This window comes from Paractinoplanes toevensis (genome assembly GCF_018332695.1).
GTDB lineage: Bacteria > Actinomycetota > Actinomycetes > Mycobacteriales > Micromonosporaceae > Actinoplanes > Actinoplanes toevensis.
This window is the reverse complement of sequence record NZ_BOQN01000091.1, coordinates 20,570-34,152: the sequence shown is the minus strand read 5'-3', so window position 1 is coordinate 34,152 and position 13,583 is coordinate 20,570. Positions and strand designations below refer to the sequence as shown.

The following is a 13,583-nucleotide window of genomic DNA, read 5'->3' as shown; positions in this document are numbered from 1 at the left end:
GCAGCAGCGGCAGCGGCAGCGGCAGCGGCAGCGGCAGCGGTCGAGCATCAACCGACGGCAACGCCGGCGCGGCCGGCCAGGCTCCCACCGCCGGCCAGGTCCAAGCCGGCGGCCAAGCCCAAGCCGGCGGCCAGGCCCAAGCCGGCGGCCAGGCCCAAGCCGGCGGCCAGGCCCAAGCCGGCGGCCAGACCAAGGCCGGCGGCCAGACCAAGGCCGGCGGCCAGACCGGAATCGGCGGCCAAACCGCGACCACCGACGGATCGAGGCCAGGCGGGCGGGCCGAGCCGATCGATCCCTGGCCCGAGGCTCCCACCGTTCCGGTGCGAAACAGGCCCAACCCCCCGACGCCGAGGGCGCCGCAGGCCGGGCACTCGGCGACCCAGGCTCAATCCGCCGACCGCACCCGAGTCGAAAGCCCCACCATCCCGCCCACCCTTACCGACATTTCCGAAATATCGGGCAAGGGTCGGCGCAAGTGGGGATTCGGCAAGCGCAAGCAGACCGACCCGCCGCAGCCCACCTCGCCGCCAGCCACGACCGGAGCCCGAGGCGACGGGACCGCAGCGCCCGGCGGGACCGCAGCCCAGCCCGGCGGGACCGCAGCCCAGCCCGGACCGGAAAGATCACAAGCGACCAAGCCGGACCCCGCGCTCGCGCCGCCCGGGTTCCACGTCTACCGGCCCTCCTCCGCAGGGCAGTCGACAAACGGGCAGTCGACAAACGGGCAGTCCACGAACGGGCAGTCCACGAACGGGAGCGGCGAGCGCTCCGCGGAGGATGACGACCGCTGATGCCGTACCCCCTGCTTGTGGTCACCGCGGTGGCCGCCGAGGCCGATGCCGTCCGCGCCGGGGCCGACCCGGGCCATGTCGTGGTCGAGCCGATCGGCGTGGGACCGGCGGCGGCCGCCGCCGGGACCGCCCGCCTGCTCGCCACCGGCCGCTACCGCGCGGTGATCAGCGCCGGCATCGCCGGTGGCTTCCCCGGCCGCGCACCCGTCGGCGCGACCGTCCTCGGTGTCCGCAGCATCGCCGCCGACCTGGGCGCGGAATCGCCCGGCGGCTTCCTGGCGATCGAGGAGCTGGGCTTCGGCAGCAGCCTGCTCGCGGCCGACCCGCTGCTGCTCAAGGGCCTGACCGCGGCCCTGCCCGACGCGATCAGCGGTGACGTGCTCACCCTGGCCACGGTCACCGGCACCGCCACGACCGCGGACGCTCTGAGCGAACGTTTCCCGCGAGCGATGGCCGAGGCGATGGAGGGCTTCGGGGTGGCGACCGCGGCGGCCGGCGCGAACGTCCCGTTCATCGAACTACGGACGATCTCCAACCCGATCGGGCCCCGGGACCGGGCGGCGTGGCGGCTCAAAGAGGCCTTCGCCGCGTTGTCCACAGCTTCCGGCGCCCTGTGGACAGCCTGTGGATAACCTCACCATGTGGGATGGAAGACAGGTGGCGTGCCGCGCCGGGTGGCCATTGCGGGTCTAGCGTGGCATTCGTGGCGCTTTCCATCGCGGTCTCACCGTGCCCCAATGACACGTTCGTCTTCCACGCTCTGGTGCACGGGCTCATCCCGGGCACTCCCGAGATCAACCTGACCTTCGCCGACGTCGACGTCACCAACACGGCGGCCGAGCGTGGTGAGTTCGATCTGGTCAAGGTGAGCTACGCGGCGCTGCCCTGGCTGCTCGACAACTACGACCTGCTGCCCACCGGCGGCGCCCTCGGCCGCGGTTGCGGCCCGCTGGTGCTGGCCCGCTCGGCCGATCAGGACCTGACCGGCGCCACGGTGGCCGTCCCCGGCGACCGCACCACGGCGTACCTTCTGTTCCGCCTCTGGGCCGCCGGCAAGCAGCCGGCCAAGATCGAGGTGGTCCCGTTCCACCAGATCATGCCGGGCGTCGCCGCCGGCACCTACGACGCCGGCCTGGTCATCCACGAGGCCCGCTTCACCTACCAGCGCTACGACCTGGTGGCCCTGGCCGACCTGGGCGAGTGGTGGGAGGCCGACACCGGCCTGCCGATCCCGCTCGGCGCGATCCTGGCGAAGAAGGGCGCGGTCGACCCGGCCCAGGCGACCGAGTGGATCCGCAACTCGGTGAGCATGGCCTGGGCCAACCCCGACGCGAGCCGCGAGTTCATCCTGGCCAACGCGCAGGAGATGGAGCCCGAGGTGGTGAGGCAGCACATCGAGCTCTATGTGAACGAGTTCACCCTGGATCTGGGCCGAGACGGACTCGCCGCCGCCGACGCCCTGCTTCAACGTTCGGCGGCGGCGGGTCTGACACCGTCGGTAAAGCCGTTCCTCTAGGAGACTTCGAACTCCCGCGCCACCGCGTGCACGACCTGCGCAATCGTCTGCGCGGTCTTCTTGTCGGGGTAGCGACCACGCGAGAGCCCCGGCTGCACCTGCACCTCGAGCACCTTGATCATGTCTTCGATCATGCTGTGCAGCTGGTCGGCCGGGCGCCTGCGCAACTCCGCCAGGGTTGGCGGCGCGTCGATGAGCTTCACGCCCATCGCCTGCGCACCCTTGCGGCTGTCCACCACGCCGAACTCGACTCGCTGGCCCGCCTTCAACTCAGCGGTGCCGGCCGGGAGCGCCCCCTTGGGCAGGAACACGTCACCGCCCTCATCGCTGGTGACGAACCCGAATCCCTTCGCCGCGTCGTACCACTTCACTCGACCCGTGGGCACCGCTGACCTCAACTTCACTCAATGGAAACAACCGCTCACGGCAAGGCTACTGAAAGCGTGGGCTACGGCCCAACTGCAATCTCGCGTAGCAGCTGGGGGAACGGGTTGAGGTCGGGCAATACGTACGAAGCGCCCGCAGAACGCAATTCCTCGGCGGAGCACGGGCCGGTGGTCACGCCGATGCCGGGCACCCCCGCGGTACGGGCCGCGATCATGTCGGCGACGTGATCTCCGACATACCACCGCACGCCGTGCTCGGTCAGCGCCGCCGCCTTGCCCTCGGCGAACAGGTCACCGGCCAGCTCGTCGGCGGTCATGCCGAGGTGGTCCAGGTGCAGCCGGGCCAGCGTGCCCAGCTTCGAGGTCACCACGACGACCCGCAGGCCCAGCGCGCGCACCGCGGCGAGGGCCTCGACCGCACCGGGCGTGGGCACGGTCGGCGTGATCGCGTACTCCGGGTAGAGCGCGCGGTAGGTGGTCACCGCCGCCTCGACGTCCTCGGCCGGGAACCACTCGCTCAACTCGGTGCGCAGCGGCGGACCGAGCCGGGTGACGGCCAGGTCGGCGTCGACGAAGACGCCGGTCCTGGCGGTCAGCGCGCGGTATGCCGCGTGGATCCCCGGCCGGGAGTCGATCAGGGTCATGTCCAGATCGAAACCGACCGCACCGCTCACGCGGGGGTCGACGGGATGTAGTTCAGGTGCTCCACGGGCAGCGGGAAGGTCTGGTCGTCGCCGAACGGGGACGGGGCCGCGGCCCGGTCGGAGACCAGCTCGGCGACGTTCAGGTGGCCCTTGGTCGAGACCGGCCGGGTCTGCCGCGGTCCGGCGCCCCCGCTGACGTCGGTGCCCGGCAACTTGTTCTGAGCGGCCACGGATCTCCCCTTCAGGTGTTCGGTGAGCCGGGCGCCTCGCCCGGACACTTCAATATCGTCCCACGACGGCTAGCGTTGAACTCGATGGCCACCACATTTGCCGATCAACTACGGTCGCTCACCGACGAGGCGCTGGGCGCGCTCATCCAGCTGCGCCCCGACCTCGTCGTGCCCGTGCCCGCCGACATCTCGGCGCTGGCCGTGCGCGCCCAGTCCCGCGGCTCGGTCGCGCGCTGCCTCGACGGCCTGGACGAGTTCACCCTGCGCATCCTCGACGCGGCCCGGCTCAGCCGTTCCGCCGACAACGCCTTGACCTCGGTCGACGCCATCCTCGAGCTGTCCGGCAGCACGCCGGCGGACGACGTGCGGGTGGCGATCGACCGGCTCCGGGTCCGGTTCCTGCTGCACGGCCCCGAGGACGCCCTGGCCGTGGCCGGTGCGGTCGACGAGGTCACGTCGCCCTACCCGGCCGGTCTGGGCCGCCCGGCCGACTACCTCGACCCGCAGGCCGCGGCCCTCTGCGCCGACCGGGCCAAGCTGCGCCGTACGGTGCTGGCCGCGCCGGCCGGTGCCCGCGCCGTGCTCGACCGGCTGGCCGCCGGGCCGCCGATCGGCGCGCTGAACCGCGACGCGATGGCCGAGCCGGTGCGCTGGCTGGTCGAGCAGCACATCCTGGTGCCGATCTCGGAGGCCGGCCGGGCCCCACGGCCGGACGGCGAGCTGGTCGAGCTTCCCCGCGAGGTGGGCATGCTGCTGCGCCGGGAGACCGGTCCGCTCGGCGAGCTGCGGCCGTTCCCGCCGCTGCCGGCTGGCTCCGCCCGCGACCGGAAGTCGGTCGACTCGGCCGGTGCCGGGCAGGCGATGGAGGCGGTACGCAGCGCGGAAGCCCTGCTCGAGGCGCTCGGCGGTGAGCCCGCCCCGGTGCTGCGGGCCGGTGGTCTTGGCGTCCGTGACCTGCGCCGGCTGGCCCGGTCGGCCGGCCTCGACGATGCGGGCGCGGCCCTGCTGCTGGAGATCGCCTACACGGCCGGTCTGCTCGGCGAGACCGACGCGGCCGGCAGCTCCCGGTCGGTGACGGTGAGCCGGGCCGGCGGCGCGGTCGACGAGATCTTCCTGCCGACCGGGGCGTACGACCTGTGGCGGGCCCTGAGCATCGCCCAGCGCTGGCACACCCTGGCCCGGGCCTGGATGGTGATGACCCGTCAGCCCGGCCTGGTCGGTTCCCGCGACGACCGGGACCGGCCGATCAACGCGCTGGCGCCGGAGGCCGAGCGGGCGGGCGCACCGCAGGCCCGCCGCGAGGCGCTGCTGGTGCTGGCCGGCCTCGAGCCGGGCACCGCCCCGGCCGTCGACGAGGTGCTCGAGCTGCTGGCCTGGCAGGCGCCCCGCCGCGCCCGGGGCCGGGAGGCCGCCCACCGGGACGCTCTCGCCGGGGCCGCGCTGCTCGGGGTGACCGCGCTGGGTGCGCTCACCTCGTTCGCCCGGCTGCTGCTGGAGGATCCGGACGACGACGAGAACGACCCGCTGGGCGTGCGGGCGGCGGCCGGTCAGACGCCGCACGACGCCGTGCGCACGCTGGACGCCCTCCTGCCGGCCCCGGTCGACCACGTGCTGGTGCAGGCCGACCTGTCCGTGGTGGTGCCCGGCCCGCCCGAGCCGGAGCTGGCCGCCGAGCTCGACGTGGTGGCCGAGCCGGAATCGGCGGGCGGCGCCAGCGTCTTCCGGGTCACCCCGGCCAGCGTGCGCCGGGCCCTCGACGTCGGTTACACGGCGACCGACCTGCACTCGCTGTTCAAGCGCCGGTCCCGCACGCCGGTGCCGCAGACCCTGACCTACATGATCGACGACGCCGCGCGCCGGCACGGCGGCCTGCGGTCCGGGTCGGCCGGCTCCTACCTGCGCAGCGACGACGAGGCGCTGGTCGCCGAGGTGCTCGCGGACCGGCGGCTGGCCCCGCTCGGCCTGCGGCAGATCGCGCCGACCGTGCTGGTCAGCCCGCTGCAGGTGGCTCGGTTGCTGAGCCAGTTGCGGGACGCCGGTTTCGCGCCGGTGGCCGAGGACGCCGTCGGTGCGGCCGTACTCTCCCGCCCCAAGGTTCGGCGCGCTCCCACCCGTACCACCCTGGCGGCGCGCCTGGCCGACCAGGCCGCGCCCCAGCTCCTGGCCGGACCCCGTCTGGCCGGGGTGGTCGAGCAGTTGCGCCGCGGCGACATCGCCACCCGCGCGGCCCGGCGGGCGCCGATCACCGTGCGCGCCGCGAACGGGCAGAGCGTGACCGGTCTCACCTCGGTGCAGCGGCACGGTGAGGCGATGGAGGTGCTCCAGCAGGCCGTGCGGGACAAGGCCCGGGTGTGGGTGGGTTATGTCGACTCGCACGGCGCCACGCTGTCCCGGCTGGTGCGCCCGGTGTCGCTGAGCGCCGGTTACCTGCGGGCCGAGGACGAGCGCACCGAGACGCTGCACACGTTCGCGCTGCACCGGATCACCGCGGCGGTCACCGAGGACGAATGAGGTTGTGGCACCGAGCCGTGGCAAACTGGAGGGTCGGCTTTATTAGGGGGACTTCCGGTGGGCGACGGACCGTTGATCGTGCAGTCGGACAAGACACTGCTACTCGAGGTTGATCATCCGGACGCCCAGGCGTGCCGGATGGCGATCGCGCCCTTCGCCGAGTTGGAGCGCTCGCCGGAGCACGTGCACACCTACCGGCTGACGCCGCTCGGGCTGTGGAACGCGCGGGCCGCCGGGCACGACGCGGAGAGCGTGGTCGACTCGTTGATCAAGTTCTCCCGCTATCCGGTGCCCAACGCGCTGCTGGTCGACGTGGCCGAGACGATGGACCGCTACGGCCGGTTGCAGCTGGCCAACGACCCCGTGCACGGCCTCGTGCTGCGCGGCCTCGACCGGATCGTGCTGGTCGAGGTGGCGAAATCGAAGAAACTGGCCGGCATGCTCGGGGCCAAGATCGACGACGAGACGATCGTCGTGCACCCGTCCGAGCGGGGCCGGTTGAAGCAGGCGCTGCTCAAGCTCGGCTGGCCGGCCGAAGACCTGGCCGGTTACGTCGACGGCGAGGCGCACGAGATCGACCTCGCCGAGGACGGCTGGAAGCTTCGCTCCTACCAGCAGGAGGCGGTCGACGGCTTCTGGGCCGGCGGCTCCGGCGTCGTCGTGCTGCCCTGTGGCGCCGGCAAGACCCTGGTCGGCGCGGCCGCGATGGCCACCGCGAAAGCCACGACGCTGATCCTGGTCACCAACACGGTGGCGGGCCGGCAGTGGAAACGCGAGCTGGTCGCCCGCACGTCGCTCACCGAGGACGAGATCGGGGAGTACTCCGGCGAGCGCAAGGAGATCCGGCCGGTCACCATCGCGACCTACCAGGTGCTGACGTCCCGCCGCGGCGGCGCGTTCACCCACCTCGACCTGTTCGGCGCCCGCGACTGGGGCCTGGTCATCTACGACGAGGTGCACCTGCTGCCCGCCCCGATCTTCCGGTTCACCGCCGACCTGCAGGCCCGCCGCCGGCTCGGCCTCACCGCCACCCTGGTGCGGGAGGACGGCCGGGAGGGCGATGTCTTCTCGCTGATCGGCCCGAAGCGCTACGACGCGCCCTGGAAGGACATCGAGTCGCAGGGCTGGATCGCGCCGGCCGAGTGCGTCGAGGTGCGGGTCACCCTCACCGACGCGGAGCGGATGACGTACGCGGTGACCGACGCCGAGGAGCGCTACAAGGCCGCCGCCACCGCCCGCACCAAACTGCCCGTGGTGAAGGCCCTGGTCGACAAGCATCCCGACGAACAGGTGCTGGTCATCGGCGGGTTTCTGGACCAGTTGCACACGCTCGGCGAATACCTGGACGCCCCGATCATCGAGGGCTCGACCACCAACAAGGAGCGGGAGCGGCTGTTCGACGCGTTCCGCGCGGGTTCGCTGAAGACGCTGGTGCTCTCCAAGGTCGGCAACTTCTCCATCGACCTGCCCGAGGCGGCGGTGGCCATCCAGGTGTCCGGCACGTTCGGCTCGCGCCAGGAGGAGGCGCAGCGCCTGGGCCGGGTGCTGCGGCCGAAGGCGGACGGCCGCCAGGCGCACTTCTACACGGTGGTCTCGCGGGACACGATCGACACCGACTACGCCGCGCACCGGCAGCGTTTCCTGGCCGAGCAGGGGTACGCGTACACCATCGTGGACGCGGACGACGTGCTCGGCCCGCCGCTCCCGCAGATCGACTAGGAACGCATCGGTGCCGGCTCGGTCGTGGCCGGCGCCTTTGTCGCCGGCTCCGGGCCGCTCGACGACTGCGCGAAGAACGCGCCGAAGCAGATAAAGAGCACCAGCACCACACCGGCGATCGCGGCCGCCGGCCAATACCAGCTGATCGTCCGTTTCGCCGGGGGCGGAGCCGCTGGGCCGAACTCCTCGTGCGCGGCGGCCGCCACCACCTCGGGGCTGCCGAGCCGCTCGAGCACCTCGATCAGCTCGCCCTCGGACTGGATGTTGCGCTCGGCCTTCTCGCTGGCGATATGCGCGGTCAGGTCGGCGAGCAGTTCCCGGCGCTGCAGCACGGGCAGCCCGGCCAGGCGGACGTCGACCTCGTGCAGGTACTCCGCGACGACGTCGGTGTTCTTGGTGTTCATGCGGCCTCACCGGTTCCCACGAGACGGTCGACGGTCGATCGAAACGAAACCCATTCGGTACGGAAGTGCGCGAGGGCGGAGCGCCCGTCGCTGGTCAGGGAGTAGTAGCGCCGGGGCGGCCCGGACGGGGACTCGGCCCACTTGGTGTCCAGCCACCCGCTGCGGCGCAGCCGGGACAGCAGTGGATAGAGGGTGCCTTCGCTGGCCGCGAGGTTCGGCTCTTCGCCGAAGCGACGGACGATCTCGGTGCCGTATCGGTCTTCGTGCTCGACCATGGCCAGCACGCAGAACTCGAGGGTCCCGCGCCGAAGGCTGGTCGCCAACTCTGCCATGCGAGACACGGTACCTTGCGACGCAAGGTACGCACTACCCCGGCAGCGCGGGCCCCGGCCGCAGCAGGTCGGCCAGCAGGTCACCGTGCTCGTCGATCCGGTCCAGCGCCTCGGCCGGCGAGTAGTGATGCGGATCCGCCGCGCCGGTGCCGACCGCCTCCACCTCGTCCCAGGTCAGCGGCGTCGACACGGTCGGGAACTCCTGCGCCCGCAACGAGTACGGCGTCACCGTCGTCTTCGCCGCGGCGTTCTGACTCCAGTCGATGAAGATCTTTCCGGGACGGATGGCTTTCGCCATCTTCGCGGTGATCGAGCCGGGGACCATCGCCGCCAGCTCCTCGGCGACCTTTTTGGCGTACGCCGTGACGGTCTCCGCATCCTGCGTGCCGGAGATCGGGCAGCAGAGCTGCATGCCCTTCTTGCCGGACGTCTTCGGGTACGCCGCGATGCCGTCGGACTCCAGCCGATCGCGCATCAGCACCGCCACCGCACAGCACTCCCGCAGCCCGGCCGGCGCGCCCGGGTCCAGATCGACCACCAGTAGGTCGGGCTGGGCGCCGACCTTCCACTGCGGGGTGTGCAGCTCGAGCGCCGCGAGATTGGCCAGCCAGACCAGCGTCGGCAGGTCGTCCACCACCACGAAGTCGATCGTCTCCCGGCTCTTGGTGGACCCCGGCACCGGCAGCGTCTCCAGGCGCACCCAATCGGGCGTACCCCCCGGCTTGTTCTTCTCGAAGAAGTGCACGCCCTCGACCCCGTTGGGGAAGCGGATGCGGGTCACCGCCCGGTCGGCCAGGTGCGGCAGGAGAACCGGCGCGACCCGGGTGTAGTAGTCGATGACCTCGCCCTTGGTGAACCCGGCGGCCGGAAAGAGCACCTTGTCGAGATTGGAAAGCTCCAGGTCACGGCCCTCGATGGAGACGGGGAACCGGTCAGGAGCCATCGTCTTCCTCCTCCGCGCACTCGGCCGGGGACTTGTCGTCGCGCACCCGCAGGAAACGCGGGAAGCGCAACCGGCCGTCCGGCGTGCGATTGCCGTATCGCACCTCGACCACCAGCTGCGGATCCACCCAGTGGGCGCCCCTCGCATCCTCCCGCGGAACCGCGCCGGGCGCGAACGGAGAATCCCGCCGGCCCAGCGGTTCCAGCACGGCCAGCAGCTCCTTCTCGGCGACCGCGCCGATGCCGCCGCCCACCCGGCCGCGGAACGCCAGCCCGTCCGGGGTCGGCACCCCGACGAGCAGGCCGCCCAACTTGCGCACGCCGGCCCGCCAGCCACCGATCACGTAGTCGCCGGTGCGGTCGAACTTGACCTTGATCCAGTCCGGCGAGCGGCTGCCCGGCAGGTAGACCGAGTCGGTGCGCTTCGCGACCACGCCCTCCAGGCTGTTCTCCCGGGCCGCCTCGGCGGTGGCCGGCCCGTCCCCGAACGCCGGCGGCACCATCCAGCTCGGCCCGGCCAGGCCGAGCTCCTCCAGCCGCTCCCGGCGGGCCAGATAGGGCAGGCCGGTCATATCCCGGCCGTCGTGATAGAGCAGATCGAAGATCATGTACGTGACCGGCACGGTCACCGCCAGCCGCGCCGCCCGGCTGTGCTCCCGGACGTGCATGCGCTCGGCCAGGGCGGTGAACGACGGCCGGCCCGCCGCGTCGAGCACCACCATCTCGCCGTCCAGCAGCGTTCCCTCCGGCAGGTGCAGGTCGGCGATTTCCGGGTAAGCCGAGGTCACGACGGCGCCCGAGCGTGCGAACAGGTCGGGCGGACCACCGGCGAACAGGGCAAGAACCCGAACCCCGTCCCACTTGAACTCGTAGCTCCAGCCAGGCCCGACCGGCAGCACACCGGAGGTGGCGAGCATCGGAGACAGCGGGGCAGCGGGCACTCGATCACCTTAGGCAGGACCGAACACCTTACGCAGGAGTCTCAGTAATGCCATCCTGATCAGGGATAACGAGGGGATGTTCACCATGCGCGCGATCTGGAAGGGCGCGGTGTCGTTCGGCCTGGTGTCGATCGCCGTGAAGCTGTACTCCGCTACGGAGGAGAAAGACATCCGGTTCCACCAGGTGCATCGCACCGACGGCGGCCGGATCAAGTACCAGCGCACCTGCTCGATCGACGGCGAGGTGGTCAGCTACGACGACATCGCCAAGGGGTACGACATCGGCGGCGGCGAGATGGTGATCCTCACCGACGAGGACTTCGCCGACCTGCCGCTGACTACGTCCCGGGCGATCGACGTGCTGGAGTTCGTGCCCGCCGACGACATCGATCCGATCCTGTTCGCCAAGGCCTACTACCTCGAGCCCGAGGGCCAGGCCGCGAAGCCGTACGTGCTGTTGCGCGACGCCCTGAAGGACGCCGACCGGGTGGCCATCGTCAAGATCGCCATACGGCAGCGGGAGCAGCTCGCCACCCTGCGCGTGCACGACGACGTGCTGGTGCTCAACACCATGCTCTGGCCCGACGAGGTGCGTACGCCCGAGTTCGGCTTCCTCGACGAGGACATCGAGACCCGCCCGGCCGAGCTGGCCATGGCCAGCTCGCTGATCGACTCGATGGCCGGCAGCTTCAAGGCCGACGAGTTCACCGACAACTACCGGGCCGCCCTGCAGGAGGTCATCGACGCCAAGGTCGAGGGCCGCGAGATCGTCCAGCCGGAGGAGGCCGACGAGGCCCCGGCCGCCGCGATCGACCTGATGGCAGCCCTGAAGGCGTCGGTCGAGCGGGCCAAGCAGGCCCGCGGCGAGGCCTCGGCGGACACTTCGGCGGCGACAGCGCCGAAGAAAGCGACCCCGATCAAGAAGGCCGCCGCGAAGAAGGCGACCCCCGCGAAGAAGACCGCCGAGAAGAAGGCCACGCCCGCCAAGAAGGCGGCCAAGAAGTCCGCGTGACTAGAGTTGGCTCGTGGCATTGACGTGGGATGAGTCTTATCTGGGCAAGGTGCGGGCGAGCATCGGCGACACCGACACGATCCTGTTCGTGGGCGCGCGCGGAGTGGTCTTCGACGACCAGGGCCGGCTGTTGCTGATCCAGCGCTCCGACAACCACCGGTGGGCGATCCCGGCCGGTGCCATGGAGCTGGGCGAAAGCATGGAGGACTGCGCGATCCGCGAGGTGTGGGAGGAGACCGGCCTGCGGGCCACGTCGCTGACCCCGTTCGCGTTCTACAGCGCCTACACGTACACCAACGACTACGGGCACACCTACCAGCAGATCCTGATGAGCTTCCGGATCGACAGCTGGGAGGGCGAGCTGCTGCGGCAGACCGACGAGTCCGTCGACGCCGGCTTCTTCCCGCTCGACGACCTGCCCGGCGAGAAGTCGTTCGTCATCGCCGAGACCCTTAGTGATCTTGAGTTATTCCAGGAGACCGGGCGCCTGGTCCTGAAGTAGCGTCGCCCCTCGTGGGCAAACGTAAGTACCTGGGGATGGATCTCAGTCCCCTGAAACACCGCGACTTCCGCTTGGTCTTCGCGGGCGGCACGGTCTCCGGTTTCGGGTCGTTCATCACCTACGTCACGATCCCGTACCAGGTCGCGAAGCTCACCGACGACCCGGTCATGGTCGCCCTGCTCGGCATCTGCGAACTGGTCCCGCTGCTGGTCATGGCATTCGTCGGCGGCGCACTGGCCGACTACCTGGACCGCCGCCTGCTGGTCCGCGGCGGCGAGTTCGCCCTGGCCGCATTGACCGGCGTGCTGCTGCTCAACGCACTGAGCGACAAACCCCACCTGTGGTTGCTCTACGTGATCGCCGCCCTGGCCGCCTCGGTCGACGGCCTGCAGCGCCCCGCGCTGGAGGCGATGATCCCCCGCCTGGTGGAGCCGGAAGAACTGCCCGCGGTGATGGCGATCAACTCGCTGGGCTTCCAGATCGCCCAGCTGGGCGGTCCCGCCCTGGCCGGCCTGCTGATCTCCGCGGTCGACCTGGCCTGGGTATACGCCTTCGACCTGCTCACCTTCGCCGTCTCGCTGACCTGCCTGACCCTGGTCCGCGCGGTCCCACCACCACCGGCCGCCGACCGCCCGTCCATCGGCGCGGTGATAACCGGCCTGCGCTACGCGAAATCCCGCCCCGAATTGCTGGGCACCTATCTGGTCGACATCAACGCCATGTTCTTCGGCATGCCGCAGGCCCTTTTCCCGTTCCTGGCCATGCAGCTGGGCGGCCCCAAAATCCTGGGCCTCCTGTATGCCGCCCCCGCGGTCGGTTCGATGATCGCCACACTGACCTCCGGCTGGACCGGCAAAGTGCATCGCCACGGCCTGATGGTGCTGATAGCGGCCACCTTCTGGGGCCTGGGCATAATCGGGGTAGGCCTGTCGAACACCCTATGGCTCACCCTTTTCTGCCTGGCTTTCGCCGGCGCCGCCGACATGATTTCCGGCATCTTCCGCGCCGTCATGTGGAGCCAGACCATCCCCGACCACCTGCGCGGCCGCCTGGCCGGCATCGAAATGCTGTCCTACACAACGGGCCCGCTGCTGGGCCAGATGCGCTCCGGCCTGATGGCGAAAACCCGCCTGGGCGTCGGCGGCTCGATCTGGATGGGCGGCGTCCTCTGCATAGCCGGCTGCGTGGCCTTGGCCGCCACGCTCCCCACTTTCCTGCGCTACAACGGCCGAGACGGCCTGGCCCAGAAAAAAGCCGCCGACGAGGCCTACATAACCGCAAACACCTAAACCATTTCCAGTACGGGCATGCAGAGTCCCGTGGCGCACGCCCGGGTCCGTGCGCCATCCGCTTTCCACCCGGCTACCGGCCCATCCCCCATGGGCCATCCCTCGCGGGCTTCGCCCGCATTGCGAACCATCCACGCACTCGTAATGCGAACGGCACCGGTTCACTTTCCGGCCGCGAACGCCGGTTGACACGCTGCGCGCCAGGGACGGCCTCGTCGACAGTCCACCGGCACGCAGCAGATGGAGATCGCCAGCCGCCCACATCGCGGACCCTGCTTGTCGCGTAGCCCGGCGTCCGACAACAGGGCGCCCAGCCGGTCCCGCCGGCGGGCGTCCAGCTCGGCGAGGTCGGCGGCCACCGCCT

General features: G+C 71.0%; 14 protein-coding genes and 1 pseudogene. 8 read left to right on the top strand and 7 right to left on the bottom strand.

Annotated features, from left to right (window positions below; translation table 11 throughout):
• The 3 genes and pseudogenes from Ato02nite_RS35345 to Ato02nite_RS35335 all read left to right on the top strand — a co-directional run.
• A pseudogene (locus Ato02nite_RS35345) lies at window positions 1-791 on the top strand (hypothetical protein); the annotation flags it as partial.
• Complete coding sequence (locus tag Ato02nite_RS35340) at window positions 791-1,423, top strand: futalosine hydrolase (RefSeq protein ID WP_213011026.1); 633 nt, start codon at window positions 791-793, stop codon at window positions 1,421-1,423. The pseudogene Ato02nite_RS35345 and the gene Ato02nite_RS35340, both read left to right, overlap by 1 nt.
• Window positions 1,424-1,494: 71 nt before the next feature.
• Window positions 1,495-2,307: a 1,4-dihydroxy-6-naphtoate synthase gene (locus tag Ato02nite_RS35335; protein WP_213011025.1), complete on the top strand. Its 813-nt coding sequence runs from the start codon at window positions 1,495-1,497 to the stop codon at window positions 2,305-2,307.
• Here the strand turns inward: Ato02nite_RS35335 and Ato02nite_RS35330 are convergent.
• From Ato02nite_RS35330 to Ato02nite_RS35320, 3 genes are all read right to left on the bottom strand, one after another.
• Entirely contained in the window at window positions 2,304-2,693 is a 390-nt protein-coding gene (locus Ato02nite_RS35330; RefSeq protein WP_203804505.1) for a cold-shock protein, read from the bottom strand. The genes Ato02nite_RS35335 and Ato02nite_RS35330 overlap by 4 nt on opposite strands.
• 62 nt (window positions 2,694-2,755) lie before the next feature.
• Entirely contained in the window at window positions 2,756-3,367 is a 612-nt protein-coding gene (locus Ato02nite_RS35325) for an HAD family hydrolase (protein ID WP_213011024.1), read from the bottom strand.
• Complete coding sequence (locus tag Ato02nite_RS35320) at window positions 3,364-3,567, bottom strand: hypothetical protein (protein ID WP_213011023.1); 204 nt, start codon at window positions 3,565-3,567, stop codon at window positions 3,364-3,366. Before Ato02nite_RS35320 ends, Ato02nite_RS35325 begins: the two co-directional genes overlap by 4 nt.
• An 84-nt stretch (window positions 3,568-3,651) precedes the next feature.
• Here Ato02nite_RS35320 and Ato02nite_RS35315 point away from each other — a divergent pair, with 84 nt between their 5' ends.
• Entirely contained in the window at window positions 3,652-6,078 is a 2,427-nt protein-coding gene (locus Ato02nite_RS35315; RefSeq protein WP_213011022.1) for a helicase-associated domain-containing protein, read from the top strand.
• A gap of 57 nt (window positions 6,079-6,135) precedes the next feature.
• The gene (locus Ato02nite_RS35310) at window positions 6,136-7,797 is read left to right on the top strand and encodes a DNA repair helicase XPB (RefSeq protein WP_213011021.1); all 1,662 of its coding nucleotides are present in this window, start codon (window positions 6,136-6,138) and stop codon (window positions 7,795-7,797) included.
• On the opposite strand, the gene Ato02nite_RS35305 is transcribed toward Ato02nite_RS35310, so the two are convergent.
• The 4 genes from Ato02nite_RS35305 to ligD (Ato02nite_RS35290) are packed head-to-tail and all read right to left on the bottom strand — an operon-like array spanning window position 7,794 to window position 10,416.
• A complete protein-coding gene (locus Ato02nite_RS35305; protein WP_213011020.1) occupies window positions 7,794-8,201 on the bottom strand; it encodes an HAAS signaling domain-containing protein in 408 nt (135 codons plus the stop codon). The two genes, Ato02nite_RS35310 and Ato02nite_RS35305, sit on opposite strands and share 4 nt — an antisense overlap.
• Window positions 8,198-8,533 (bottom strand): PadR family transcriptional regulator, encoded by a 336-nt coding sequence (locus tag Ato02nite_RS35300; protein ID WP_246607857.1) that lies wholly within the window; start codon window positions 8,531-8,533, stop codon window positions 8,198-8,200. Before Ato02nite_RS35300 ends, Ato02nite_RS35305 begins: the two co-directional genes overlap by 4 nt.
• Before the next feature lie 34 nt (window positions 8,534-8,567).
• Window positions 8,568-9,476: a non-homologous end-joining DNA ligase gene (ligD, locus tag Ato02nite_RS35295; RefSeq protein ID WP_213011018.1), complete on the bottom strand. Its 909-nt coding sequence runs from the start codon at window positions 9,474-9,476 to the stop codon at window positions 8,568-8,570.
• The gene (gene ligD, locus Ato02nite_RS35290) at window positions 9,466-10,416 is read right to left on the bottom strand and encodes a non-homologous end-joining DNA ligase (protein ID WP_438873096.1); all 951 of its coding nucleotides are present in this window, start codon (window positions 10,414-10,416) and stop codon (window positions 9,466-9,468) included. The genes ligD (Ato02nite_RS35295) and ligD (Ato02nite_RS35290) overlap by 11 nt, the downstream gene beginning before the upstream one ends.
• Window positions 10,417-10,501: 85 nt before the next feature.
• On the opposite strand from ligD (Ato02nite_RS35290), the gene ku reads away from it, so the two are divergent.
• Genes ku through Ato02nite_RS35275 form a run of 3 tightly spaced genes read left to right on the top strand, consistent with a single transcriptional unit; the run spans window position 10,502 to window position 13,219 of the window.
• Complete coding sequence (gene ku / locus Ato02nite_RS35285) at window positions 10,502-11,428, top strand: non-homologous end joining protein Ku (RefSeq protein WP_213011017.1); 927 nt, start codon at window positions 10,502-10,504, stop codon at window positions 11,426-11,428.
• Between the two features lie 13 nt (window positions 11,429-11,441).
• The gene (locus tag Ato02nite_RS35280; RefSeq protein ID WP_213011016.1) at window positions 11,442-11,930 is read left to right on the top strand and encodes an NUDIX domain-containing protein; all 489 of its coding nucleotides are present in this window, start codon (window positions 11,442-11,444) and stop codon (window positions 11,928-11,930) included.
• Between the two features lie 11 nt (window positions 11,931-11,941).
• Window positions 11,942-13,219, top strand: coding sequence for an MFS transporter (locus Ato02nite_RS35275; RefSeq protein ID WP_307854156.1), 1,278 nt, complete (start codon window positions 11,942-11,944; stop codon window positions 13,217-13,219).
• Window positions 13,220-13,583 lie beyond the last annotated feature (364 nt).

Excerpts from the sequence above, each read along its gene's own strand:
- Ato02nite_RS35300 (WP_246607857.1), bottom strand. The coding sequence starts at position 8,533 with ATGGCAGAGTTGGCGACCAGCCTTCGGCGCGGGACCCTCGAGTTCTGC.
- ku (WP_213011017.1), top strand. The coding sequence starts at position 10,502 with ATGCGCGCGATCTGGAAGGGCGCGGTGTCGTTCGGCCTGGTGTCGATC.
- Ato02nite_RS35340 (WP_213011026.1), top strand. The coding sequence starts at position 791 with ATGCCGTACCCCCTGCTTGTGGTCACCGCGGTGGCCGCCGAGGCCGAT.
- Ato02nite_RS35305 (WP_213011020.1), bottom strand. The coding sequence starts at position 8,201 with ATGAACACCAAGAACACCGACGTCGTCGCGGAGTACCTGCACGAGGTC.
- Ato02nite_RS35315 (WP_213011022.1), top strand. The coding sequence starts at position 3,652 with ATGGCCACCACATTTGCCGATCAACTACGGTCGCTCACCGACGAGGCG.
- ligD (WP_213011018.1), bottom strand. The coding sequence starts at position 9,476 with ATGGCTCCTGACCGGTTCCCCGTCTCCATCGAGGGCCGTGACCTGGAG.